Origin of the sequence: Saccharomonospora iraqiensis subsp. paurometabolica YIM 90007, from assembly GCF_000231035.2 — a bacterium.
Taxonomy (GTDB): domain Bacteria; phylum Actinomycetota; class Actinomycetes; order Mycobacteriales; family Pseudonocardiaceae; genus Saccharomonospora; species Saccharomonospora paurometabolica.
The window spans coordinates 88,837-113,620 of the sequence record NZ_KI912187.1 but is presented as its reverse complement, the minus strand read 5'-3'; the positions used below and the strand labels follow the sequence as shown (position 1 = coordinate 113,620).

The following is a 24,784-nucleotide window of genomic DNA, read 5'->3' as shown; positions in this document are numbered from 1 at the left end:
CGACCACCGCCCGATGTGGCAGCCGGGCGCGGCCGGTGGCCAGGGTCGTGGCCGCGTCGGCGAGTGACACGGTGTCGAGGGCGTCCCGCAGGCGGGCGGCCGAATCACGCAGCGCCGTCCCGGTCCGGGCGCTGAGCACCAGGGTGCGGGTGTCTTCCGTGTCCGCGGTGCCCAGCGCCGGGGTGACACCGCGCACGACGAGATGGGCGTTGGCACCACCCATGCTGAAGGAGCTGACCCCGGCCACTCCGGCCTCGCGCAGTGGCTCCAGCTCGGTGACCACGCGCAGGCCCAGCGCGTCGAGGTCGATGGCCGGGTTGGGCTCGGCGAAGTGCAGCGACGGCGGCACCTCGCCCGCGTGCACGGACAACAACGCCTTGAGCAGCCCCGCCGCACCGGCCGCGCCCTCGAGGTGCCCGATGTTCGTCTTGACCGAACCGACGGGCAACGATTCCCCGCGCCCGGCGAACACCTCACCCAGCCCTGCGGCCTCGATCGGGTCACCGGCCCTGGTCCCCGTGCCGTGCAACTCGACGAAGTCCACCTCGGACGGTGTGAGGCCCGCGCTCGCGTGCGCTCGGCGGATCACGGCGGCCTGCGCCCCCGCTCGGGGCACGGTCAGCGCTTCTCCACCGCCATCGTGGTTGAGCGCCCCGCCCGCCAGGACCGCGTAGACACGATCGCCGTCCGCGGTCGCCTCGTCGAGCCGTCGCAGCACCAGGACGACGCCGCCCTCACCGCGCACGTACCCGTCCGCGCGGGAGTCGAAGACGTGCGCCCGGCCGGTCGGGGACAGCGCGCCGAACTCGGCGGTGACCGCGCTGCCCAGCGCGGCCAGGTTCAGGTGGACGCCGCCGGTGAGCACCGTGTCCGCCTCACCGCGGTGCAAAGCCGCGCAGGCCTGGTACACGGCGACGAGCGAACTCGCCTGCGCGGCGTCGATGGTGAGGCTCGGTCCCGTCAGGCCCAGCACATGGGATACCCGGTTGGCGACCATGCCCCTGGCCAGTCCGGTGAGCGTGTGCACGCCCGCGTCCGCGCGCGTCAGGGTGGCGTAGTCGTCGGCCATCGCGCCGAACACGACCCCGGTCCCGCGGCGTGCCGCCGTCTGCGGCGACGTGCCCGCGTCCTCCAGGGACTCCCACGCCAGCTCCAGCATCAGCCGCTGCTGCGGGTCCATCGCCGCCGCCTCGCGCGGCGAGACCCCGAAGAAGTCGGCGTCGAAGGCGTCCACGTCGGTCAGGTATCCGCCACGGCGAACACCGGCGGAGTAGCCCCCGGACAGGGCGGCGGCATCCGGCCACCTGCTTGTGGGCACCTCCCGCACGGCGTCGACGCCCTCGCGCAGTGAGCTCCAGAACTGGGCCGGTCCGGCGGCTCCGGGCAAGCGGCACGCCAGCCCCACGACAGCCACGGCCCCATCGGGAAAGGCACCGCTTCTCACACCACCGCCCCTCCTTCCGCAGAACCCACCCCGGTGACTGGCGTGCGGACCACCGTCCTGTGACGGCAGACTGCACCGAACTTGTTCGCGAATCTACGAGCCGGCCCCCGCCCACCAAACCCCTAGACACCCCTAATCAGGCTCACCCGGCCCTTGAGATCGCAGTGCGCGCGAATTCCGGGAGAATTCAGTGCGCCGTCATGTCCGGTGCTAACGTGTGGCGTCAGCGCCGAGGCAGTTCCGTCGGACCGAGGTGAACTTCGTGGGCTCCCACATCGCATTCGTCAGTATCACCGGACACGGGCACGTCGGCCCCACCCTGGCACTGGTCGCGGAGCTGGTCGCGCGGGGCCACCGGGTCACCTACGCCGTGGGCGAGACGCTCGCGCGACTGGTCGCGGCCGCCGGGGCGACGCCGGTGCCGTACGACTCCTTCGTGGCCACCAACCCGGTTCCGCCGGAGATGTCGCCGGAGACACTGGCCCAGGTGCCGCTGACCTACCTGCGGGAGAACGAGGCCGCGCTCGCGGCGGCCGCCCCCGCGCTGCGGGACGACCGGCCCGACCTGGTGGTGCACGACCAGACGATGTTCGCCGCCGGCAGGCTGCTGACCCGCGAGTTCGGCGTTCCCGGCGTCCGGACGTTTCCCACGTTCGCCCAGCACGAACGGTTCTCGGTGGACGCTCTCGCGGCGAAGCGCTACAAGGCCGACCCGCGACACCCGAAGTTCACCGAGTTCCACCTGCGGCTGGTGCAGCTGCTCGCCGACAACGGGCTCTCCGGGGCCGACGTGGCAGCCTTCCTCGGCCGGGTCGAGGACCGCAACATCGTGTTCCTGCCCAGGTCGGCGCAGCTCGCCGGAGACACCTTCGACGACCGGTTCGCCTTCGTCGGCCCCTGCCTGGACACCACGGGCCAGACCGAGCCGTTCACCCCTCCGCCCGGCGACGGGCCACTGGTGCTGATCACACTCGGGTCGGCGTTCAACGACAAACCGGACTTCTTCCGTTCCTGCGTGAACGCCTTCGCCGGGCAGCCGGAACGGGCCATGCTGGCACTGGGCGACATCGACGCCGACCTGGGCCCGCTGCCGCCGAACGTCACCGCGCACAGATGGCTGCCGTTCCACTCGGTGCTCGCGCGGGCCGATGTGTGCATCAACCACGGCGGGTTCGGCACCTCGCTGATGGCGCTGCACCACCGGACTCCGCTGATCATGGTGCCGCAGATGGTGGAGAACGAGTACGCCGCCGAGCTGCTGACCGAGCTGGGCGTCGGCCGCGTGCTGGCTCCGGCCGACGCCACCGGCGAGGCCGCACTGGAGCAGACCCGCGCCGTGCTCGCCGACGAGGACGCGGCCGCGAGCATCACCCGGTTCCGCGACGAGATGGTCGCCGCGGGTGGGGCCCCGCGGGCCGCCGACATCGTCGAGCACGCATTGAAGTCCGCGGACTGACCCCCGCGAACACCGAAGGGGCCCCGGCTTCTCCTCCGGGGCCCCTTCAGCACGTCAACGCGTCAGGCATGTTCCTTCGGCTTGATGCGGAAGAACAAGAAGCACAAAAAGAACAAAGCGAAGCCGAAGAACCACGGATTCGAGAATCCCAGCAGCCCCAGAAAACCGAGCAGACCGAGCAGACCCAACCAGCGCTCGCCCATTCATTCTCCCTTCCTTGACGGTGCGGTGCGAGGTGACATTAGCATGAGGTAATTACCCCAGGAACCCGTGGGTCGAGATAAACTTTTCAACGGTCATTAATCTCCTCGGCCCGCCCCATAATGAATCCCCGCACTGCCGGGACGGGAGCCGACCGAGCCCGATCGCGACCCGGCGACCCCGGCTCCCTGCGTCCTTTGCGCGGTGCTCGTCAGTCCGTGGCGCGGTTCCGGAATCCACGCACGCCCGCGACGCCGAACCCGACCAGCGCCAGCACGAGCACCGGCAGCGACACCCACAACGGCATCGCGGGCAGGACGCCGTCGAGCGTCAGGCCACGCAGCGCCTCGCTGAAGTAGGTCAGTGGATTCAGTGCGCTGATCACCTGGAACCACAGCAGCGAGTCGAGCGCGGGCCACGGGAACTGGGTGGCCCCGGTGAACATGACCGGGGTCAGGATGACGGCAAACATGATCTCGATGCGGTGCGGTGGCACGAAGGTGGCCAGCGTCATGCCCACCGCCGCGCCGAGCAGCGTGCCGAGCACGCAGACCCCCAGCAGCGGCGGGAGCGCGGCGAACGGCAGGCTCACCCGGTCGAGCAGCAGGTATCCGAACGGGATCATCAGCAGCGCGGAGATCAGGCCCCGGAACGCTCCGAAGACCATCTTCTCCATCGCCACCCACCGCATGGGCAGTGGCGCGAGCAGCCGGTCCTCGATCTCCCTGGTGTACGAGAAGTCCAGGGTCAGCGGCAGCGCGGTGTTCTGCAGCGCGCCGACGAACCCGGCGAGTGCGATCACACCGGGCAGCAGAACCAGGCCGAACTCCCCGGAGACGTAGCCGAGCTCGCCGAGGACGGTGCCGAGAATGAACAGGGTGAACAGCGGCTGCAGCACCACCTGCGCGAGGAACGACGGCAGCTCCCGGCCGGTGACCAGCACGTCACGGCCGAGCACGGCCAGGAAGGCACGCCGGGTGTCGCCTGCGGTGTGCGCGGACACGGTGGGCTCGGCCACCGGCCTGTCCTGGGTCATTGTCATCGCAGCTCCCGGCCGGTCAGGTGGATGAAGACGTCCTCGAGGCTGGGCGCGCCGACGGACACGTCGCTGACCTGACAACTCAGGTCGGCCAGCGCTTTGAGCACGAACGGCAGCACCACATCGGAGTCCGCGCCGACGTAGAGCCGGTACTGCCCCTCGTCCAGCTCCTCGACGCGCTCGACGTCGGTGACGCCGCCCAACGCGGAACGTACCTCCTCGCCGGTGGAGTCCCGCAGTCGCACGGTCACGGTGATCGTGGTGCGGCCGGGCAGGGTCCTGGTCAACGCCGGTGCGGTGTCGAGGGCGATGAGTTTGCCGTGGTCGATGATGCCGATCCGGTCGCAGAGCTTCTCGGCCTCGTCCATGTCGTGCGTCGTCAGCACGACGGTGACACCGTCGGCGCGCAGCTCGTTCACCCGGTCATGGACGAACAGACGGGACTGCGGGTCCAGCCCGGTGGAGGGCTCGTCCAGGAACAGCACGCGCGGCCGGTGCATCAGCGCACGGGCGATCATCACCCGTTGCGCCTGCCCGCCGGACATGAAGTCCACTCGCGAGCCGGCGAAATCGGTCAGCCCCATGCGTTCCAGGATCTCGTCGGCGAGCCGGGTACGGGTCCCGCGGCTCACCCCGTGGTACGCGGCGTGAAACAGCAGGTTCTGCCGCACGTTCAGGCTACGGTCGAGGTTGTTGCGCTGGGAGACCACGGCGAGAGCCTTACGCGCGCGGGCCGGGTCGGCGAGCACGTCGACACCGCCGACCCGGGCGCTGCCGCTGGTCGGGACCACTCGGGTGGTCAGCACGCCCACCGTGGTGGACTTTCCCGCTCCGTTCGGGCCGAGAAGCCCGAAGACCTCGCCCTCGGACACCGAGAAACTCAACCCGTCGACCGCTGCCACCGGCGAGCGCGGGTAACTCTTGCGGAGGTCTTCGACTGCCACGACTTCGGTCACGCGGACAAGGTACGTTCTTGCGGTGGACAGCGGACCGAATATAGGAGCACCCCGGGCGAAAGATAGGGGTCGGCGGTAAGGGGGTGGTCGGTGTGGGCGAGACGGTCACCCCAGCGGCGGACCGTGCGCGGTCCTCCGCGCTGGCCCCGCTGCACGGTCTCGCGCTGGGTTCCCTGGCGCTTCTGGCTCCCGTCGTCCTGCTGCTGTCGTCGCTGGCCGCGATGGTCGGCTTCCTGTCGGCGATCACGGCGTCCCGTGCGGTCACCGAACTGACGCGACAGGCCCTCCGGCGCTGGTGCGGCATTCCGGTGTCCAGCCCGTACCGGGAGCCTCCGGAGCCGCCGCGAGCGAACGCGCAGGGCCAGTACCAGTACGGAAACCGGCTGTACGACTCCCCCCGCCTGGTCACCTGGCAGCGGCGGGTGGCTTGGTTGAACGGGGATCCGGCGACGCGCCGGGACTCGGCGTTTCTGCTGGCCGCCCCGTTCGTCGCCGCGCCCACGGCGCTGCTGCCCGCGACGCTGGTGATCGCGGGCATCGCGCTGGTGTGGGTCACCCCGTGGACGCTCGCGGCCGTGCCTGCCGGGACCGTCCTCGGCCCCTCGGCGGTGCGGTGGTACGGCCGATGGGCCGCTCGGCTGCTGGGCCCCGCGCCGGAACGAGTCGGCGCCGGAGTGTTCCGTGCGCTGGGACGACGGACTCTGGCGTTGGTCGAGCTGGTCGCGGTAGCGCTGCTCGCCGTGCCGGGGCTCGTGCTCATGGCGGTGGTGGCACTGTCGTTACTCCCGGGCGCGTGGGCGTTGCCGTGGGCGCAACGGCTGGTGCGACCGGCGGTGACAGCGCAGCGGCCGCTGGTCGCCCGGTGGGCGGGCCGGGTGGTGGCCGAGCCGTACCTGCCGCCCCCGGAACCGCCCACGCCGCGACGCGACGGGCTGTACCTGGTCGGGCGGACGCTGTTCGACTCCCCCGCCCCGGTGGTGCGAACCCAGCGGTACCAGTGGGTGTTGCGGGACCCGGCGACCTGGCGGGACCTGGCCTGGCTGGCGGTCCAGCCGGTCACCGGCACGGTGGCGGCGCTGCTGGTCACCGCCACCGGCTACGCCGCGTTCGGCCTGGTATGGCCGTGGTTGTGGCTGCTCCCGACCCAATGGTGGTTGGACTACGACCCGGCTCTCGCGTGGACGACGGCGCTCGGCGTGCCCGGACCGCCCTGGTGGGGTCTCGTGGCCGGACTCGCGGTGACCGGCGCGGGGATGGCGCTGGCACCCTGGGCGCTGCGCGGGTACGGCCTGGCCGGAGCGGCGCTGCTGAGCCCGACCGGAGCGGCGTCCCTGGCCCAGCAGGTACGCCGGCTCTCCGAGTCCCGGGACGACGCCAACCGGGTCCAGGTGGCCGAACTGCGCCGGATCGAGCAGGACCTGCACGACGGGGTGCAGGCGGGCCTCGTCGCCATCGGGATGCAGCTCGACGCGGTCGAGATGCTGTTGGACACCTCCCCGGACAAGGCGAAGGAGCTGGTCTCCGACACCCGCCGGAGACTGGCCGGCACTCTGGTCGACCTGCGCGAGGTCGTACGCACCATCCACCCACCGGTGCTGGCCGAGCGTGGCCTGGCCGACGCGGTGCAGGCACTGGCACTGGACTTCCCGCTCGACGCCAGGGTGACGGCGGACTTCCCCGGCCGGGTGGAGGCGGCGGTGGAGTCGGCGGTCTACTTCACGCTGCGCGAGCTGCTGACCAATGTGGCCAAGCACTCCGGCTCGCGATCAGTCCAATTGGACCTGCGGTTCGAGGCAGGGTGGCTGCACGCCTCCGTGCACGACGACGGTGACGGCGGCGTCGATCCCCGCCGTGGCACCGGGCTGCGCCGGATGACCAGGCGTCTGGCCGCGTTCGACGGGGACCTCACCGTCCACAGCCCGATCGGCGGGCCGACACTGGTGTCGCTGCGCGTGCCGTGCGAGAGCTGGCAGGACGACTGACGGAGCGCGGCGCTAAGCTTCTCGTGACCCGACACACTCGTGAACCGGAGTGCCCGTGCGCGTCGTGCTCGCCGAGGACCTGCCGCTGTTGCGGGAGGGCCTGACCCACATGCTCACGGCTCGCGGCTTCGAGGTCGTGGAGGCGGTGGCCTCCGGCGACGAGCTGGCGGCCGCTCTGCGCAGGCAGCGTCCCGACCTGGCGATCGTGGACGTGCGCCTGCCACCGACCTTCACCGACGAGGGGCTGCGCGCCGCGCTGGCCGCCCGCCGCGAGATCCCGGGGCTGCCGGTGCTGGTGTTGTCCCAGCACGTGGAACAGCTCTACGCGCGCGAGCTGCTGGCCGAGGGCGACGGCGCGATCGGCTACCTGCTCAAGGACCGGGTACTCGGCGGCGACCAGTTCGTCGACGCGCTGAACCGGGTCGCGGCGGGCGGCACCGCCCTGGACCCCGAGGTCATCTCCGCACTGCTCGCGGGCAGTGCCCGCCAGGAGCCACTGGCCGCGCTGACCCCGCGCGAGCGGGAGGTGTTGGAGCTGATGACCGAGGGCCGCTCCAACACCGCCATCGCCCAGCGCCTGCACCTCAGCGACGGGGCGATCAGCAAGTACACCACCAGCATCTTCGCCAAGCTCGGCATCACCGACTCCCGCGACGACAACCGCCGGGTGCTGGCCGTACTCGCCTACCTGGACGGACACCACTCCTGAGAGCCCCTCTCACATCGGTCTGTCGGGCTCGCGACGCTTATCCGGAGCCACGCTGCGTGGGAGGGTCACCCGGGATGGCTCGGCCGCCACTGACGTGGACGACGCCGCAGAATCCTCCGGAAGTATTGGTCCTTTCGGACTAATCTCGCGGTAGATCGCGGTTTCATCGCGCCCAGGAAACCACTCGAAGACTTTCCATAACCGAACGGTCTCGCTTGGATGACACACAGAGCAACCATATTGCTTCATGAGCGAAGCTCTTCATCCTTTTGCGCTATTTGTGCTAGCTTCCTTGCGCCGATCAACGAGCACGGCCTACAGAAGGTCGACCTGGCGAGCTTCGACCGGTCTCGCGACGTCGAGCTGCCGCGTCGATCGCTGTGGCGGTCATCTTGCTTTTTTGGGGACTGCTAGGTGCTAACGGAACGAACACAAGAGCTGCACGAACTCGAACAGTACTACGCCGAATGTAGTAATGGCGTCGGTCGAGTGGTCCTCACCACCGGTGCGGTCGGCCTTGGTAAGACCGAGTTGCTCCACGCGTTCAGTGACCGTGCGGCGGAGACGAACGCGTCCGTGCTCACGGCGACCGGATCACAGGGCGAGCGCACCCTGGACTTCGGTGTCGTGTCCCAGCTCTTCGCGAGCTCCTGCCTGCCGAGCAGCGTCGAACTCGACGCGGCCGCCCACCTCGACGACGTCCGATTCGACACCGGAGCGGAGCACGGGGAGCCGGCGACCCTGAGGGCAGGACAGGCTCGCAGCGTGCATGGTCTCGCGACCAGCTTGCTGCGCCTGGCGCAGGACCGCACCGTGGTGGTCGTGGTGGACGACGTGCACTTCGCCGATGTGCCGTCAGTACAGGTGCTGTTGTACCTGGCGCGCCGGATGCGCACGGCAAAACTGCTGATGGTGCTGGCTGAGTCACAGTCGCGCTATCAGGCCGACCCTGTGCTCTACGTCGAGCTCTCCCGGCAGCCGCACTATCGGCGAGTCCAGCTCGATCCGCTCTCGGCCGCCGGTGTCGCGGAGGTGCTCGGTGCGGAGTTCGGCTGCCCTGTCGATCGGCGACTGGCCGAGAGCTACCACCACGTCAGCGGGGGCAATCCGCTGATCCTACGGGCCTTGATCGAGGACCGGCACGCCGCGGCCGAACCGCCGGAACCGACAGAGGTTCCGGTGGCGGGCCGGGCGTTCGGTCGCGCGGTACACGCCTGCCTGCACCGCGCCGGCGAGTGGGCTCCGGAAATCGCGCGAGCGCTCGCCGCGCTCGGCGAGTGGGCCGCACCGGCACGACTCGGCAGACTCCTCGGCATCAGGGCCGGTTCCGCGGGACTCTACCTCCGGCTGCTCGACACGACGGGTCTCGTGAAGGACGGCCGGTTCCGGCATCCCGCGACGCCCGCGGCGGTGCTCGACACGTCGGCGCCCGAAGACCGGGTCGAGCTGCATCTCGCGCTGGCTCAACTGCTGCACGAGGAAGACGCCCCACCGTCCGCGGTCGTGGACAACCTGCTCGCCGCAGGTGACGCGAAGGGCGACTGGGCGGTGCCGATGCTCAAGGCCGAGGCCGAGCAGGCCCTGCGCGAGGACGAGCTCGGCCGAGCCACCGAATGTCTCGAGCTGGCCAGGAGCGTGTGTTCCGGCGAGCGGTGCCTCGGCGAGATCATCCTGCTGCAGGCATCGGTGGAATGGCGCACCGACCCGGCCGCCGTGGCCACGCGGTACCTCGCCCCGCTGAACGACGCGGCGCGGCAGGGCAGGCTGCAACCGGCTCACCTCGCGATGCTGATCCGGTTCCAGCTCTGGCACGGCCAGCTGCGTGAGGCGAGCCGGACTATCGAACTGCTGGCCGACGCCGAGGCACCCGAGCGGCAGGTGCTCGAACTCCAGGCGTCCCAGCAGTGGTGGCACGCTTTCGCGAGCACACCGGCCCAGTGCGAGGCTGACGAGGTCGACACCGCGATGGGCGCACCGCTCGCCGAGCGCATGCGGCAGTCGGCCGCCGACTCGCTGGTGACCCTCGCGGACAGCGGAGCCTCCGGAGAGGCGCGGGAGGCCGCCGTGCGCGACGCCGAGCAGGTGTTGCGGACGGTGCGGCTCGGTGACGCGTCCGTGGAACCGATCATGTACGCGCTGCTCGCGCTCGTCTACGCGGACCGCCCAGCACTGGGTCAGGACCGGTGTCGCGCGTTGCTCGACGAGGCGACGCGGCGAGGTTCACCGACCTGGCAGGGTCTGTTCGCCGCGATCCTCGCCGAGATCTGCCTGCGGCAGGGTGATCTGGCCGAAGCCGAGGAGCACGCGATGTCGGCGCTGCGCAGCCTCGACGCCCCGGGCTGGGGCGTGGTGGTCGGCGCGCCGGTGAGCACCCTGCTCCACGCCAGGACGGCGATGGGCAAGCTCGACCGGGCGCGCGACGTGCTCAGCACGCTCGTACCCGAGGCGATGTTCCAGACCAAGTTCGGACTCCGCTACCTCCACGCACGGGGCCGCTACCACCTGGCCGCCGACTGCCCGCACGCCGCACTCGCGGATTTCACCACGTGTGGCGAGCTGGCGCGCCGCTGGAAGGTCGACACACCGGCCGTGCTGCCGTGGCGCGGCGGTCGTGCGGAAGCCCTGCTGCGACTCGGTCGAGGGAGCGAGGCCCGACGGATGCTCGATGAGCAGCTCGGCCTGGCCCGTACCGGCCGGGCACGGGGGATGACGTTACGCTTGCTCGCGACCGCCGCGGACCTCGAGCAGCGCCCGGCGCTGATCCGGGAGGCGGTGGCCACCCTTCAGGACTGCGGCGATCGTTTCGAGCTGGCGCTCGCGCTGGCCGAACTCAGCAAGATCCACCATGCGCTCGGCGAGTACGGCCGGTCCCGGATGATGGCACAGCAGTCCCTCACCGTCGCGCAGAACTGCGCGGCGGAACGGACCTGTGCACGGTTGCTGCCCGAACAGGACGGACAGGGCAGTCGGCAGACCGAGCCGGAGAACCCTACCACCGAGAACGACGGCCTGGCGGCGTTGAGCGAGGCGGAGCGCCGAGTCGCCGAACTCGCCGCGCTGGGTCACACCAACCGTGAGATCGGGCGCAAGCTGTTCATCACGGTGAGCACGGTGGAGCAGCACCTCACGCGGGTCTACCGCAAACTCAACGTGAGCAAGCGAACCGAGATCGTGAGTGACTCGTCTTCACTGAGCCACATCGCGTGAGATTCAGACCGCGCCGACGCGCTCCGTGATCAGCGAGATCACCGCGTCTCGCTGATCGTCGAGGTAGAAATGCCCACCGGGAAACGTCGTGAGGGAGAACTCGCCGTCGGTGTGGTTGGCCCAGGCCCTGGCTTCCTCGATCGTGGCGCGCGGATCACGCTCGCCGAGTAGCGCGTGGATGGGACAGCGCAGCATGGCACCCGGCACGTACTGGTAGGTCTCGATGGCCGTGTAGTCGCCACGGATCACGGGGAGGAACAACTCTCGCAGCTCGGCGTCGTCCAGGACTCCGCCATGTGTTCCGTCGAGCCTGCGCAGCTCGTCGACGATGCCCTGGTCGTCGAGTTCGTGAACGCGCTCCTCCCGGTGCGTCGACGGTGCGCGCCGCCCGGATGTGAAGACGGTGAGCGGCTGAACCCCGGCGGCCTCCAGCCGCAGCGCCACCTCGTAGGCGAGGGTGGCTCCCATACTGTGTCCGAACAGGACGAGCGGAAGATCCTGCCAGGATTTCAGTTCCACGGCGATCGCGTCCGCGAGTTCCACGAGGCTCGTGACACACGGCTCGTTCCTGCGGTCCTGCCTGCCCGGGTACTGCACGACGAGCACCTCCGTGTGCGGAGCCAGTGCCGCCGACACAGTGAAGTAGTAGCTCGCCGAGCCGCCCGCGTGGGGGAAGCAGACCACCCGGTTGCGGGCCTGCTCCGAGGGATGGAACCGCCGGATCCAAAGGCTGTCGGCCGCATTGGTGTTCGCCATGGCTGAAGAGGTCCTTTCACGCAGGTCAGGCGTCGCGAGTCTTCAACACGCGACGAGGCCGCGCAACACCCGGGAGCTCGGATAAGGGTGGGATAGGGCCCCTAACGTATTCGGTTGGGAAGTCGGCGCCGGCAGATGAGGTGGGTGGCGAGGGTGAGGAAGCCGTGATGGCAGACCCGCGAGGTCGTCGACGCGATGAACGCCGACGCCGGACTGAGGGCCAAGGCGCTCAAGGTGGACGGCGGCATGACCGCTCTCCGGATACCGCGCACGCCGTGCCGTCCGCAAGACGAGCCGGTCCGTGCTGTGCGTGACCCGGTCGACCTGGCCAGCGCTGCAGCCGGACTTGCCACCGCGTTGACAGGACGCCATTCCGAATATTAACTGTACTGACGAGTCAGCCTAGTTTGGAGGGAGTGCATGGCATCCGACACGGTGAGGACAGTCCGTCGGCGAGCACTTGTGGTGGGCTGCGGAATGGCCGGGTGCGCCGCTGCCTGGTGGCTGGAGCACGAGGGGTGGGAGGTTGTGCTCGTCGACAAGAAGGTCGATCCGCACCCGAGTAGTTACCTGCTGCAGCTCGACACTGAGTCGGTCCGCGTCCTGCGGCTGATGGGCGGCCAGGAGATAATCGACCGGGTGGCGTTCGCGGCGCCGGCGATGTCGGTGCGATGGGGCAGGAACCGAATCCGCCAACTCACGATCGAGAGTGACGACGAGTGGCGTCTCGCTCGCCGTTCGGTCCTGCTGTCGAGGTTGTTCGCGCATCTGCCGAACACGGTGCAGACACGGCTGGGCGTCGGGCTCGAGGCGTTGGAACACCGTAGCGATGACGTCCTGGCGCGATTCGGCGATGGTTCGGCCGAGTCGTTCGACCTGGTGGTCGGGGCGGACGGATTGCACTCGACGGTGCGCAGGCTGATATTGGCGTCCGAGGCGCACAGCGTCTATCGCAATGGACTGACTCACGTGTGGATCAACGCGGACGTGCCCTTGCCCAACCGGCGTGCGGTGATCGCGTCCCGCGAAGGGATGCTGTCGCTCATCTACCCGTTTCAGGACACCGACCAGACGTCGATCATGGCTGTTGCTCCCGTGCCGAGTCCCACCGAGCCGGATGAGCCGATGCTGGTCGAGCGGGTCTGCGACATGGTCGAGGGTTTGGGCCCGGACATGCACCCGGTTGCGGTGGCAGCGCGAAAGTCCGACGACACCAAGCTGACTCGGTTCGCTCAGGTACGACTGCCGCGCTGGTACACCCGCAGGGTCGTGCTGTTGGGCGACTCCGCGCACTGTATCGACCCGGTGTCCGGCATGGGGGCGCACGCGTCGTTGTCGGGCGCGAAGGCGCTCGCCGAGTCCCTGCGGGACGCGGGGGACGTCACGGTCGCCTTCGCGCGATTCGAGATGGAGAGGCGGCCCTTCGCCGAGACGGCACAAAGCATCACGGCCCGCACCGTAGAGTTCAGCACCGGGGCGCGGAGACGCGGCCGAGTGGCCACGCTCGCCGGAGGCGTCGGCGACCTTGTGGCCGCAGCACCGACGGCGTTGGCCAGGTTCAACAGCCGCATGCGGGCCGGTTGTCACGCATGAGCCGTTTGCCTCGGCCAGGACCTCAGTCGCCACCGGGTCGTGTGGTCTCCCGGCATACTCATCACCGAGCGATGGTGCTACTGCGCGAGAATGGGAACGATGGGACGCACAGCGGGGCGAGGACCCGAGGACACCAAGCGCTTGATCCTGGATGCCGCGAGGGGTGTCGTCGTGACACAGGGGGCACGGGCCACCCTCGAGGACGTGGCGGTCGCGGCCGGTCTGACCCGCGGGGCCGTGATCTACCACTACAGCTCGAAGAACGCGTTGTGGCTCGCGCTTGCTCGTGACGTGCTGGCCCAGTTCCACCAGGCGGTGCAGGCCCATCTTGAGGACACTCAGGCACCCGGGCGTATGGCGCGTGCCTTCATCCGCGCGTCGCTGGACGGTAAGGGGATCAATGCCGTTGGTGAACGGCTGTTCCTTCTGGCCGCCCTCGCCGACGCTCCTGGGGTCCCCGAGATCGTCGCCGAGGACGGTGCCCGCTGGAAGACCGAGATGGCCGAGGACGGACTCTCCGTGGGGGCACGCACCGTCATCCTCAACGCCGTCGACGGTGCCGGGATGATGACCGGGTGGGGACTCGAACCCGACCACGCCGAGCTCGTCGCCCTGCGCGCCGAGCTGGAGCGGCTCACCACCTCCAGCTCATAAGTACCACAGTGGCCGGGAGCGCGGCGGTGCACGCAACGGCTGCTCAGTGCCGGTCGCGCCCCTGATCTCCCAGGTCGCTACCACCTAGTGTGCGACGCCGGTGATGCTGGTGCCCTTGGGCGTCATGAAGAACACGAGGGTGGCAACGGCGAGCATGACGGCGCCGCCTGCGAGGCCGGCCACCTGCATGGAGTGGGTGAACGCTTCGGCCGCGGTGGCCGCGATACCGGGCAGGACGAGTTGATCGGAGATCGCGACGGCCGCGCCGAGTGATTCCTCGGCCTGGGACGCCAAAGCGGGATCGATGGTCTGGAGTGTGGTGTCGCCAGCGAGCTGGGCGCGGTAGATCAGCGCGGAGATGCTGCCCAGGATGGCTACGCCGAGCACCGCGCCGAGTTCGTAGGAGGTCTCTTCGAGGGCGCCGGCGTTGCCCGCCTTGCCCTCGGGCGAGCCGAGCATGATCATCGCGGACCCGACGGCGAGCGAACCGGTGCCGGCGCCGACCAGGATGAGGACCGCGAGCACGCGGGGCATGCCGAGGTCTGCGCCGTTTCCCAGGCCGAGGATGAGCATGCCGATCCCGGCCAGGGCGAGGCCGGTAGCGAGCACGGCTCTGGCGCCGAAGATCCTCGACAGCGGCGGTGCGGCGACGGCGGCGATCGCCGCGGCGAGGGCTTCGGGGGTCAGCAACAGGCCTGCCTGGATGGGAGAGGCACCGCGCACGAGCTGAAGCCACTGCGCGAGCAGGAGCAGGGCGGCGACCATCGAGAAGGTCGTTCCGAGGGCTGCGACCATCCCGGCGGAGAACGTGCGGTTGCGGAAGAGCCTGAGGTCCAGCAGGGGGCGCCTGCTGCGGAGACTGCGGACCGCGAACCAGATGAGCGTCACGGCTGCCAGGGCCATGGCGGTCCAGACCCCGGGCAGTGCGAGCGTGGCCTCCTTACCGAACTGCTTGATACTCCAGACCAGGGAAGTCATACCGACCAGGGACAGCACGGCGGCCAGGGGGTCCCAGCGGCCTGCGCCGGTCACACGGGACTCCGGCAGGACGGCCAGGCCCGCGGCGATGGCGATCGCGATGAGGGGCACGTTGATCAGGAATACGGCGTGCCACGCGAAGTGCTCGAGCAACAGGCCCCCCACCAGCGGTCCGACAGCGGCGCCGAGACCGGACACGGCGGCCCAGACGCTCAGGGCCTTGGCGCGTTCGGCCGGGTCGGTGAAGACGACGCGGATCAGCGACAAGGTTGTCGGCATGATCATCGCCCCGCCGAAGCCGAGGAGCGCACGGATCGCGATGACAGCTTCGGCGGTGCCGGTGAACACCACCATCAGCGATGCCGCGCCGAAGATGGTGTAACCCAGCAACAGCATCCGCTTGCGCCCCCAGCGGTCGGCGATCGCGGCGAACGACACGAGCAGTCCGGCCAGGACCAGGGAGTACACGTCCACGATCCACAGTTGCTGGTCCGACGTCGGGTGCAGCTCGGCCGCCATCTCCGGCAGGGCGATGTTCAGGATCGTCATGTCCATCGTGAGCATGAGCAGGCTCGCACTCAATACGACGACGGCCGTCCACCGTCGTCCGGGCGACATGTCTGCCCCGGAGAAGGCGCTGTTCGCCGCGTCGGTCTTCGTCATGGGTTCTCCGCATCGTCCGCACCGGCGATTCATTTCCCGGTTGGATACTATACTGACTCGTCAGTATAGTATTGCGTAGGTGATGCAACGGCCGCCAGGCCACGCACGAACGGAGCGCGATGATGAACAGTGCCAGCACCCGAGCCGTCGATGTCGTGATCGTCGGTGCCGGGCTCGCAGGGCTCACGGCAGCGGATCAGCTCACCCAGGCGGGTCATGACGTTGTCGTCGTCGAGGGCCGCGATCGCGTCGGTGGACGGATCCGCACGACCGAGGTCGCGGGCGTCTCCGTCGACGCCGGTGCGACCTGGGTGGCGCCGCACCACACAGCCGTACGCGATCTCGCGAGCCGGCTGGGCCGCGGATTCGTGACCCAGTTCCACCGGGGGAAGGGGGTCATCTCCCTCGGGGGAAAGCGCAGGATCGAGAGCATCACTGCCCTGCCGCCGTGGACGACGGTCGACATCATGCGCATCCTGAGCGCGCTACAGAAGAGGGTCGACGATCTTCCGGTCTCGTCTCCCTGGGAGCACCCCCGTGCCGAGCAGCTCGACTCGATGTCACTCGGCGAGTGGCTCAGCTCGAAGCGCGCCCGGAAGGACACCAGGAGGTTCCTGAACATGGTCAGCCTTGTGCATTGGGGCGCGCCGGTCGGGGACCTGTCCCTGTTCAACGCGCTGCGATACATCAAGAGCTTCGGCGGGATCGAAACCATGCTCAAGGTTGAGGGCGGTGACCAGCAGGACCGGGTACGGGGAACGGCTCACACGCTGGCCGGCGGGCTCGCCGACACGCTGGACTCCCGCGTACTCGTCGATTCCCCCGTGACGCGCGTCACCACGATCGGTGATCGCGTCACGGTCGAGACCGGCAGGCACACGATCGAAGCCCGGTACGTCATCGTGACGGCCTCGCCGACACACCGCTCGACGATCGAGTTCACGCCCGCACTCCCAGATCACCACTACGGACTCGCCCGCAGCTGGCGGCTGGGAGCGCTCAGCAAGGCATTCGTCGCCTTCGACCGCCCCTTCTGGCGAGACGAAGGACTGTCAGGAGAAGGCATGTCCGACAACGAGACCGTTTTCCTCACCTTCGACGTCAGCCCCGACGCTGACGGCCCCGGCATCCTCATGGTGTTCTGTGACGCACGCGGGTTCGACGCCTGCGACGAGGACGAACGCCGCCGCCGCGTCGTGGAACACCTCGTCCATCTCTACGGAGAAGGCGCGCGCCGCACCATCGACTACACCGACTTCTCCTGGGGAAACGACACATTCGCCCCTGGTGGGCCGAATCCGGCCGTCGGTCCGAGAGCATGGACCTCCTTCGGACGTTTCCTGCGGGAGCCGTTCGGACTCGTGCATTGGGCCGGCACCGAGACAGCCGATGAGACGTCCGGCACCATGAACGGCGCGATCCTCTCGGGCCAGCGGGCAGCATCCGAAGTGGCCGCCCGTCTTGACCGGGTCTCCTGAGGACCTGGGTGGGAGCTGGGCGGAGTTGGTTTCGCCGGTGGCGCGGGGGCTGATCAACGGGGCAGACGCCTTGTTCCCGGAGCACATCGCGGTGTGTGTCGGATGCAGCGGCAGAAGCTGAGTGATGTCGTTCGGTTTCCGCCGGTACGACGCACGGCCAGGGGGATGCCGCCGCCGACGCAGATCACATGGTGATTCGAGCCGGTCTTGCGATCGGAACGCCACTGTCGACCCTGGCGAGCATCCGCGACCGCCTCCCCGCCACGGGTCGCGACCGTGCCCACCCACCTCCGGACCTCCCCTCGGCTCCCACCCCGGGAACGGGACAATCCGCGCCATCCGCGCCACCGTGCGCACCTGCATACCGCCGCTATCGCGCACCCGCGCCGGTCACGATCATCGTGTTCCGAGACAGGGTTCAGGGCTTGCGGGCGACCACACATCCGACGAGGCGCTGGGCGTCGTTGAGTGGGCGGAGTGCGGGACCGTCGGGCCACCACGAGTCACAGGGCACCACCTCGGGCGGCGATCCGGCAGCGTGCGGGATGACCTCCAGACCGGGCACCATCTCCAGGATCTGGTCCGCGGTGCGGAACACTCCCGACCCCATCGGGCTGTCGAGCATGGACCGCTCCATCGCCCGCGCCGTAGCCGACAGCTCCAAAATCTCCGGGTCGTAGAAGTGGGACACCGCCACGAACGAGCCCGACGGCAGCGGGTCGACATAGGCGCGCATCACGTCGGCGTAGTCGTCACCGAGGTAATGGTGGATCGTGGAGACATGCAGCAACCCGACCGGCTTGTCGAAGTCGAGGTGGGTGCGCACAAGATCATGCTCGTAGACGTCCTTGGGCAGATAGATGTCCGCATCGGCGATCCCCGTGTGCTCGTTCTCAGCGAGCAGCGCGTTGCCGTGCGCCAGCACCACCGGGTCGTTGTCGACATACACCACCCGGATCCGCTCGTCGATGCGCTGGGCCACCTGGTGGGTGTTCTCCGCGGTCGGCAGGCCCGAACCACAGTCGAGGAACTGCGTGATGCCCGCCTGATTGGCCAGGAACCGCACCACGCGAATGAGAAAGTTGCGGTTCCCCCACGCCATGTCACGCACCTCGGGCGCGGCGGTCCTGATCGCGTCGAGCACCTGGCGGTCGATGGCGTAATTGTCCTTGCCACCGAGGGCGGCATCATAGACTCGGGCGATACTGGCCCGGGTCGGGTCCACCCCGACCGGCGTCGAGCTGGGTGCGTTCGCGGGTTCGCCCATGGTCGTCTCCCGTGACATGTCGGACGCGGACAGTCACACGATAGCCGGTCCTCCCCCGGGTGGGATACCAGCGGGTAAGGCGATCATCCGGTGCGGCGCCCGGGTTCCAGCCTGTACGACCCGTGTGTCACACGGAAGCCCCGACAGCGACCGGACACACCGCGCTCCCCATGCGAGACAACGACATTTCCGGCCAGGTCACGAACGCTCTCCGAACACGGGTAGCAACCTGTCGGTACCACGCGGCCTCGGAATCGCTGTAGGCGTACCACCGGCTCAGTCCGGCTTCTGATCAGACCGGCACGGAGTCGAGTCGAATCGCGCAGAGTTCTGCCGGTTCCACAAACAAGGGCCGAAGCCGCCCGGCCCGGCCCGGCCCGGCCGAAGAGCTCCTGGCCTTCCAGCGCAGAGCCAGCTACTGGGTGCTCTCATGCAACCGTTCGCTGTCCGAGGAGGACCGGCACGAGACCATCGAAACGGTCGAACCGGTGACGGCTCAGGGTGTTTGTGTTCGTGGTGCGGGGTCAAATCAAACCGAGTTTGAGCAGCAGGGCACGGTCGAGCTCAGCGAGTTCACCATTATCCAGGGTGCCAGCGAATTCGCCGAGCCGGTCAGGTGATACGGAGTGGATCTGGTCGGTGAGAACCCGGGTCTTGCTGCCGTCCAGCTCGACCTCTGGGCGATAGATGGCAGGACCGGCCCTCGTGGAGGTCAATGCCACAGTGACGGTGCTGCTGGCGAACCGGTCCGATTGAACGATGACGGCGAAGCGACGGCCTTGCTGTTCGTTCCCGCGAGCGCCCGGCAGGGCTTTGATCTGGTAGATCGCTCCCCGAAAGATCACTCGATGACGCCCATGAAGCGTTGTATGGCGAGCATCTCGGCCTTGTCATCCGGGTCGTCCGCAAGACGCTCCGCATCCTGCTGGGCTTGCTCTACCAGTGTCTCACGATAGGTCCGCAGCAAGGCGTAACGCACCGCCTCCGACCGGGTACGGTGCCGGCCGGACAGCGCGCGCAGCGCGGCTTCCATGGCCTCATCAGTGCGTACATTTAAGGTAGCCATACCCTGAGCGTACCACAGATTGTGTTACATATTCTCCGCGGTGCTGGGCGAGACCAGCCCGGTCACGACCGGGATCCACTCGCCCACCGTCGGCACCGGCCGTTCGGTCGAGCCGGTGGTGTCGGTGAGCAGGTCGGCCGGGTTGACGCCCAGGCGGGCCAGCAGCAGCCGCGCCGCTTCGAGGTCGCCTGCCTGTGGGGCTTCGTGGGTGCTCACTCCGGCTCACCCCCGGCGAGGTCAGCGTGGTAGTCGGCGAGCATGGCCGCCACCGCCGACGGTGGGTGCACCACCAGCACGTCGTGGGCCACGTCGGCGGCCACCAGCACCCGCTGCCCGGCCCGCACCCCCGACCGCGCCCGCGCCGAGGACGGCACGGTCACGTACGGAATGTCCGACATCACGAACGCGCCGTCGGCGCACCGGTGCAGCAGCACCGACCGGTCCACGACCGTGATCGTCAACCGGTCGCCAGGCTGCCAGCCAGCGCGCGCACCACGCGGCGTTCGGAAATGCGTCCGGTGGTGTCCACCAGGGCAGCCCCGAACACCCACGGGCCCGAACCCTCGTCGAGACAGCTCAGATCCGGCACCGACAACGGCGAGAACCCGGACCGTTCCCCGGCCGGTCCGGTGACAGGAAGACGCGGCGGGATCGACACCGCTCGCACAGGCCCGGTCATGACACACCACCCCCCTGCCGCGCAGAGGGGGACACCGGCGGCACGCCCACCGTAACGGACAGGAATGACCGGTGTCTTGAAAATTCACCCAGCGTGAGCTGGTGGCCACTGGCTGGTGTGTGAGACCTGCTACGAACTGGTGTCCGAGGGGGGACTTGAACCCCCACGCCCTTAATCGGGCACTAGCACCTCAAGCTAGCGCGTCTGCCATTCCGCCACTCGGACTTGCTTGTGGTCATAGCTTAACGGACGCCTTGACGCTCGCGTGCCGGGGGTGGCCCATTGCGGGTACAGCGGGCTCACCTGCGGTGACACCTCCACTCTGGCGGGGTACCGCGCTGTTGTCGATCACATCCTGCCGCGCCCGAGGTCGACCCCGTCACAGGCGAGTCGGGTCTCCAGGTCGGCCGACATCGTTACGCCGTGCCGGAATGCGGATGCGTCGAACGTGTCGTCGGAACCCACCCGCATCGAGGGCACCCGCCCACCGAGGCCTTCAGGCACCGGGTATCCGTTCTGTACGACCACCCGTGTGAGCACGACGAACCGGTTGCCGGAAACAGCGCCGACGAGCCGGTGAGGCACCGTGCTCGGATGCGAAACGACGCCACGCAGCGGCCACGGATGCGGCCGCTGCCATCGTGACCAGCGCCCTCCCGAGTGCCCTCGATCGTTCCCCACACCAGTGCGGCGGGCGGCTCCCGGTCCGCTCCCGGTCGTGGGAGGCCAGCACGAACTCACGTTCGCTCCGTGTGGACACGACGCCCCAGTCGTCCCGGCGGACCAGCTCGCGGGTCGCGGCCAGGCATCTACCGCGGTACAACGCGGTGGTATCGCGTCCTGTCGATTCCCAGTGCGCGGCGGCGACCGTGAGATCGCGATGCAAGGACAGGAGCTCGCGATCCTGGACGATCCACTCGCGCAACCGCGGCCATGACCGGACGATCCCCTCGTGGGCCGGCTCGATCCAGTCCTGCCCGACCACGACCACCCGGGCGGCGGCCAACACGGTGATCACGCGTGCCGTTTCGGACGATCTTCCGACGGAGAGCACCTCGTCCAGCGCTGCGCGGAAGCACGAACCGCCGGCATGATCTCCCGTCCGGACCAGCCGCATCAGCACGGCGCGGGCGACCATCCGCTCCCGGTGCGAGAGCCCGACGTAGGTACATTCGGCGGTCGCCAGGGCCGCACCCACGACACCGCCACCGCAGCGGTAGCCGGCGAGCGTCAGACTCCCCCGTTCCCGTCGGCGCCACGTTTCGCGCATCGCCCGCGACAACAACGGCGCCGCACCGGCCCGGCCACGTGCCTCGGCAAGCGCCGCGTCGCGCATCTCGGGCTCGATCCTCAGCCCCGCCGCATGTGCGGGCTCCTCGATGGCCGAGCGGAGATCCTCCTCGGCCATCGGACCGACCAGCACTTTGGCGTCGTGCAGCGCGTCGGCCAGTGCCGGGATGGCCAGACAACGCCCGAGGAAATCCGCGCGGGCGGCCAGTACGACGCGGTGTTCCCCCCCGAGCAGTGCGGCGACGAACGCTTCCCGCTCCCTCCGGTCGGTGATGTGGAGGAACAACTCCTCGAACTTGTCCACCATCACCAGGTCGACGTCGTTCACGCCCACGCTGAGCCACTCGGTGGGCGTCGAGACCGCCACGCGCGTGTCCGACATCCCGGCCGCCAGACCCGCGTACAGCAACGAGGACTTCCCCGACCCCGAAGGTCCGAACACCCCGACGACGTGTCGCTGCCGCACCTGCGCCATCAGCTCGGCGACGAGGGCCTCCCGTCCGGAGAAGCGGTCGGCATCCCCCATGCCGAACGGCGCGAACCCCGGGTACGGGGGCGGGCCGTCGATCTGCCGGGCGAGCTGCCGCCACCGTCGTTCCCATCCGACGATGTCACCGCCGCACGCGCGGACGTACGCGAGCGTCACGGCCAACGAGGGCAGCCTCTCGCCACCCGCAGCTTCGGAGAGCGCCGTAGCCGAGTAGTGCGCTCGCCGGGACAGCTGCCGGTACGTCGGCGAGCCGCGGCGTTCCCGCAACCGGCGCAGCTCCCACGCGAATCGCTGGACGGGCCCCGCGTCGGGATCGACCGGCCGTTCGGGTCTTCCCACCGTTCCCCCACGAATTGATTCCGTCTTGATTTGTCCAGTTCTCTTCCGCTACTGGGCAACCCGATCCAGCTATACATTTCGTGACTGTCACCGGTACAGGGGCCGCACGAACGGAGAACCCGAACGGCCGATGCGCCGCCGGAAGTCCCGGCCGGCCGGGCCGTCGCAGGTCGGAAGCACAACCTCGTGCGGCTCACGACGGGTGACGAACGGTAGTCGTTACGAAGGAGAGGTCATCAGATGCGCAGAAACAGAGCAGCAGCGTCGACTCTGACGATGATGCTCGCCGCCCTGTTCGCCGTCCTGCTCACAGGTACGGCCACCGCGGCGGAAGCCACCTCACCCGCGAGGACCACGGACACCACCGACGTCGCCGACGTGACCGCCGCGGACTACGAGCTGGACTACGCGGTCGCCGGCACCCCGCCGTCGCGCTCAGAACTGCGTTGCGGGTCGGTCACGGCGGTCGAGATCTGCTACCAGGCGTACGGCGACCGTTGGTGGATCCGGGATCTGAGGGCGGATGGCGCCTCAGCGGCCGTGGACTGGGACAACTTCCGCAACGGGGATCTCTACCGAGAGGGAATGTGCGTCACCAGCCTGGGTGCAGGTGAGTGGGGCCAGTGCAACAAGAACTACTACGAGGACAGCGTCGTGAACGGCTACCCCTGCGTCTGGGACCGCAGCGAGAGCGACTACGCCAATTGCAGTACGAGCGGGTGGCGTTTCCAGTGATGTCCTGAGTCCCCCGTCCTTCGTGGGGAACACGGTGATCCCGTCGAGGCGCCGCCGGTGCCCCGGCGGGATCGCCCCGCGTCACCGCGCGCGGACGGCCGTCCCGCCCCGGATGGTAGGAATACCGGGTGACCGAACCGAACGCGATCGACGCCGCCGCCGACGAGGCGGTGACGCTGACCAGCGAGCTGATCCGGATCGACACCACCAACACCGGTGATCCGGCGACGCTGACCGGCGAGCGGGAGGCCGCCGAGTACGTGGCGGCCAAGCTCACCGAGGTCGGCTACGAGATCACCTACGTCGAGTCCGGCGGGGCGAACCGGCACAACGTGATCGCCCGGCTGCCCGGCGCCGACCCGGACCGGGGTGCGCTGCTCGTGCACGGGCACCTCGACGTGGTCCCCGCCGACCCGGCCGAGTGGTCGGTGCACCCGTTCTCCGGGGCGGTGCAGGACGGGTACGTGTGGGGCCGGGGCGCGGTCGACATGAAGGACATGCTCGGGATGTCGCTGGCGCTGGCCCGGCACTACAAGCGGGAGGGCATCGTCCCGCCCCGCGACCTGATCTTCGCGTTCCTCGCCGACGAGGAGGCGGGCGGTAAGTACGGCGCGCAGTGGCTGGTGGACAACCGGCCCGACCTGTTCGCCGGCGCCACCGAGGCGATCAGCGAGGTCGGCGGGTTCTCCGTCACGCTGCGCGACAACGTGCGGGCCTATCTGGTGGAGACGGCGGAGAAGGGCATCCGGTGGATGACCCTGCGCGTGCGGGGCACGGCCGGGCACGGGTCGATGCTGCACCACGACAACGCGGTCACCACGCTCTCCGAAGCGGTGGCCAAGCTCGGCAACCACCGGTTCCCGCTGGTGCTCAGCGACTCGGTGCGGGAGTTCCTGGCCGGGGTCACCGAGATCACCGGGTGGGACTTCCCGGAGGACGACCTGGACGGCGCCGTGGCTAAGCTCGGCAACATCTCCCGCATGATCGGCGCCACGCTGCGGGACACGGCGAACCCGACGATGCTCGACGCCGGGTACAAGGCCAACGTCATCCCGTCCACCGCGGAGGCGGCCGTCGACTGCCGCATCCTGCCGGGGCGGGTCGAGGCGTTCGACCGGGAACTGGACGAGCTGCTCGGCCCGGACATCGAACGCGAATGGATGGAACTGCCGCCGGTGGAGACCACCTTCGACGGGGCGCTGGTGGACGCGATGAGCGCCTCGGTGCTCGCCGAGGACCCGAACGCGCGCACCCTGCCCTACATGCTCTCCGGCGGCACCGACGCGAAGTCCTTCCAACGTCTCGGCATCCGCAACTTCGGCTTCGCCCCGCTGAAGCTGCCCGCCGATCTGGACTTCTCGGCGCTGTTCCACGGGGTGGACGAACGGGTGCCGGTCGACGCCCTGCGCTTCGGTACCCGCGTGCTGGACCGCTTCTTCCGCAGCTGCTGACCCCCGGGGCCCGGCCCTCCGCACGGGGACGGGCCTACGGTGCGGGTATGCGGTCGGTCGATGATGCCGTGCGGGCACTGCGGGAGCTCGCACACCTCAACGTCCTGGTGCGCGAGCCGGGCGTGCTCGCCGCGGGTGCGGAGGACGGGCCGTTGGACGGCCTGCCGGTGGTGGTCAAGGACAACGTCGCCGTCGGCGGGCTCCCGCTCACGGCCGGCTCCCCCGCGCTGGAGGGCTACCGCCCTGACGCGGACTCGGGTGCGGTGCGGCGGCTGCGGCGGGCCGGGGCGACGGTGGTCGGTCAGACCAACATGCACGAACTCGCCCGCGGCACCACCAGCGACAACGCCG

General features: G+C 69.2%; 22 protein-coding genes and 1 tRNA gene. 10 read left to right on the top strand and 13 right to left on the bottom strand.

Going from position 1 to position 24,784, the window contains the following annotated elements; translation table 11 throughout:
* A partial coding sequence (locus SACPADRAFT_RS24745; RefSeq protein WP_040923767.1) for a polyketide synthase occupies positions 1 to 1,405 on the bottom strand: 1,405 nt, incomplete at its 3' end.
* 301 nt (positions 1,406 to 1,706) lie between these two features.
* Between SACPADRAFT_RS24745 and SACPADRAFT_RS0201410 the strand changes: the two genes are divergently transcribed.
* Positions 1,707 to 2,900: a macrolide family glycosyltransferase gene (locus SACPADRAFT_RS0201410; protein ID WP_007023879.1), complete on the top strand. Its 1,194-nt coding sequence runs from the start codon at positions 1,707 to 1,709 to the stop codon at positions 2,898 to 2,900.
* 62 nt (positions 2,901 to 2,962) lie between these two features.
* On the opposite strand, the gene SACPADRAFT_RS31090 is transcribed toward SACPADRAFT_RS0201410, so the two are convergent.
* From SACPADRAFT_RS31090 to SACPADRAFT_RS0201395, 3 genes are all read right to left on the bottom strand, one after another.
* Entirely contained in the window at positions 2,963 to 3,103 is a 141-nt protein-coding gene (locus tag SACPADRAFT_RS31090) for a hypothetical protein (protein WP_007023878.1), read from the bottom strand.
* 209 nt (positions 3,104 to 3,312) lie between these two features.
* Positions 3,313 to 4,143 carry an ABC transporter permease gene (locus tag SACPADRAFT_RS0201400; protein WP_007023877.1) on the bottom strand — a complete coding sequence of 277 codons (831 nt, stop codon included), beginning with the start codon at positions 4,141 to 4,143 and terminating at the stop codon, positions 3,313 to 3,315.
* A complete protein-coding gene (locus SACPADRAFT_RS0201395) occupies positions 4,140 to 5,096 on the bottom strand; it encodes an ABC transporter ATP-binding protein (RefSeq protein WP_007023876.1) in 957 nt (318 codons plus the stop codon). Before SACPADRAFT_RS0201395 ends, SACPADRAFT_RS0201400 begins: the two co-directional genes overlap by 4 nt.
* A 92-nt stretch (positions 5,097 to 5,188) precedes the next feature.
* Here SACPADRAFT_RS0201395 and SACPADRAFT_RS0201390 point away from each other — a divergent pair, with 92 nt between their 5' ends.
* The 3 genes from SACPADRAFT_RS0201390 to SACPADRAFT_RS24740 all read left to right on the top strand — a co-directional run bounded on the left by SACPADRAFT_RS0201390 (position 5,189) and on the right by SACPADRAFT_RS24740 (position 10,994).
* The gene (locus tag SACPADRAFT_RS0201390) at positions 5,189 to 7,078 is read left to right on the top strand and encodes a sensor histidine kinase (protein ID WP_007023875.1); all 1,890 of its coding nucleotides are present in this window, start codon (positions 5,189 to 5,191) and stop codon (positions 7,076 to 7,078) included.
* A 55-nt stretch (positions 7,079 to 7,133) separates the two neighbouring features.
* Positions 7,134 to 7,787 (top strand): response regulator transcription factor, encoded by a 654-nt coding sequence (locus SACPADRAFT_RS0201385; protein ID WP_007023874.1) that lies wholly within the window; start codon positions 7,134 to 7,136, stop codon positions 7,785 to 7,787.
* Positions 7,788 to 8,201: 414 nt separating this feature from the next.
* A complete protein-coding gene (locus SACPADRAFT_RS24740) occupies positions 8,202 to 10,994 on the top strand; it encodes a helix-turn-helix transcriptional regulator (RefSeq protein ID WP_007023873.1) in 2,793 nt (930 codons plus the stop codon).
* Positions 10,995 to 10,997: 3 nt separating this feature from the next.
* Here the strand turns inward: SACPADRAFT_RS24740 and SACPADRAFT_RS0201375 are convergent, their stop codons facing one another.
* Positions 10,998 to 11,750 (bottom strand): thioesterase II family protein, encoded by a 753-nt coding sequence (locus SACPADRAFT_RS0201375; protein ID WP_007023872.1) that lies wholly within the window; start codon positions 11,748 to 11,750, stop codon positions 10,998 to 11,000.
* Positions 11,751 to 12,170: 420 nt separating this feature from the next.
* On the opposite strand from SACPADRAFT_RS0201375, the gene SACPADRAFT_RS24735 reads away from it, so the two are divergent.
* Both SACPADRAFT_RS24735 and SACPADRAFT_RS0201365 read left to right on the top strand, forming a co-directional pair.
* The gene (locus tag SACPADRAFT_RS24735; protein WP_007023871.1) at positions 12,171 to 13,343 is read left to right on the top strand and encodes an FAD-dependent oxidoreductase; all 1,173 of its coding nucleotides are present in this window, start codon (positions 12,171 to 12,173) and stop codon (positions 13,341 to 13,343) included.
* A gap of 90 nt (positions 13,344 to 13,433) precedes the next feature.
* Entirely contained in the window at positions 13,434 to 13,997 is a 564-nt protein-coding gene (locus SACPADRAFT_RS0201365) for a TetR/AcrR family transcriptional regulator (RefSeq protein WP_324604515.1), read from the top strand.
* A gap of 84 nt (positions 13,998 to 14,081) precedes the next feature.
* Here the strand turns inward: SACPADRAFT_RS0201365 and SACPADRAFT_RS0201360 are convergent, their stop codons facing one another.
* Positions 14,082 to 15,638: an MFS transporter gene (locus SACPADRAFT_RS0201360; protein WP_007023869.1), complete on the bottom strand. Its 1,557-nt coding sequence runs from the start codon at positions 15,636 to 15,638 to the stop codon at positions 14,082 to 14,084.
* A 119-nt stretch (positions 15,639 to 15,757) separates the two neighbouring features.
* Here SACPADRAFT_RS0201360 and SACPADRAFT_RS0201355 point away from each other — a divergent pair, with 119 nt between their 5' ends.
* The gene (locus tag SACPADRAFT_RS0201355) at positions 15,758 to 17,116 is read left to right on the top strand and encodes a flavin monoamine oxidase family protein (protein ID WP_040923766.1); all 1,359 of its coding nucleotides are present in this window, start codon (positions 15,758 to 15,760) and stop codon (positions 17,114 to 17,116) included.
* Positions 17,117 to 17,534: 418 nt separating this feature from the next.
* On the opposite strand, the gene SACPADRAFT_RS0201350 is transcribed toward SACPADRAFT_RS0201355, so the two are convergent.
* From SACPADRAFT_RS0201350 to SACPADRAFT_RS24725, 7 genes are all read right to left on the bottom strand, one after another.
* Positions 17,535 to 18,383: an SAM-dependent methyltransferase gene (locus SACPADRAFT_RS0201350; RefSeq protein WP_007023867.1), complete on the bottom strand. Its 849-nt coding sequence runs from the start codon at positions 18,381 to 18,383 to the stop codon at positions 17,535 to 17,537.
* A 524-nt stretch (positions 18,384 to 18,907) separates the two neighbouring features.
* Positions 18,908 to 19,228: a type II toxin-antitoxin system PemK/MazF family toxin gene (locus SACPADRAFT_RS0201345; protein WP_007023866.1), complete on the bottom strand. Its 321-nt coding sequence runs from the start codon at positions 19,226 to 19,228 to the stop codon at positions 18,908 to 18,910.
* Positions 19,225 to 19,449 carry a hypothetical protein gene (locus tag SACPADRAFT_RS0201340; protein ID WP_040923765.1) on the bottom strand — a complete coding sequence of 75 codons (225 nt, stop codon included), beginning with the start codon at positions 19,447 to 19,449 and terminating at the stop codon, positions 19,225 to 19,227. The genes SACPADRAFT_RS0201345 and SACPADRAFT_RS0201340 overlap by 4 nt, the downstream gene beginning before the upstream one ends.
* A gap of 24 nt (positions 19,450 to 19,473) precedes the next feature.
* Complete coding sequence (locus tag SACPADRAFT_RS0201335) at positions 19,474 to 19,665, bottom strand: hypothetical protein (protein ID WP_007023864.1); 192 nt, start codon at positions 19,663 to 19,665, stop codon at positions 19,474 to 19,476.
* Entirely contained in the window at positions 19,662 to 19,910 is a 249-nt protein-coding gene (locus SACPADRAFT_RS24730; protein ID WP_233357093.1) for a hypothetical protein, read from the bottom strand. The genes SACPADRAFT_RS0201335 and SACPADRAFT_RS24730 overlap by 4 nt, the downstream gene beginning before the upstream one ends.
* Positions 19,911 to 20,265: 355 nt before the next feature.
* Positions 20,266 to 20,353, bottom strand: a tRNA-Leu gene (locus SACPADRAFT_RS0201325).
* A 271-nt stretch (positions 20,354 to 20,624) separates the two neighbouring features.
* Positions 20,625 to 22,064: an nSTAND1 domain-containing NTPase gene (locus tag SACPADRAFT_RS24725; RefSeq protein WP_051442335.1), complete on the bottom strand. Its 1,440-nt coding sequence runs from the start codon at positions 22,062 to 22,064 to the stop codon at positions 20,625 to 20,627.
* 423 nt (positions 22,065 to 22,487) lie between these two features.
* On the opposite strand from SACPADRAFT_RS24725, the gene SACPADRAFT_RS0201310 reads away from it, so the two are divergent.
* The 3 genes from SACPADRAFT_RS0201310 to SACPADRAFT_RS24720 form a co-directional block, all read left to right on the top strand.
* On the top strand, positions 22,488 to 22,982 hold the full coding sequence (locus tag SACPADRAFT_RS0201310; protein WP_007023859.1) for a hypothetical protein: 495 nt from the start codon (positions 22,488 to 22,490) through the stop codon (positions 22,980 to 22,982).
* A 128-nt stretch (positions 22,983 to 23,110) separates the two neighbouring features.
* Positions 23,111 to 24,433: a M20/M25/M40 family metallo-hydrolase gene (locus SACPADRAFT_RS0201305; protein WP_007023858.1), complete on the top strand. Its 1,323-nt coding sequence runs from the start codon at positions 23,111 to 23,113 to the stop codon at positions 24,431 to 24,433.
* Between the two features lie 47 nt (positions 24,434 to 24,480).
* On the top strand, positions 24,481 to 24,784 hold a 304-nt coding region (locus SACPADRAFT_RS24720; protein ID WP_040923764.1), incomplete at its 3' end, for an amidase family protein.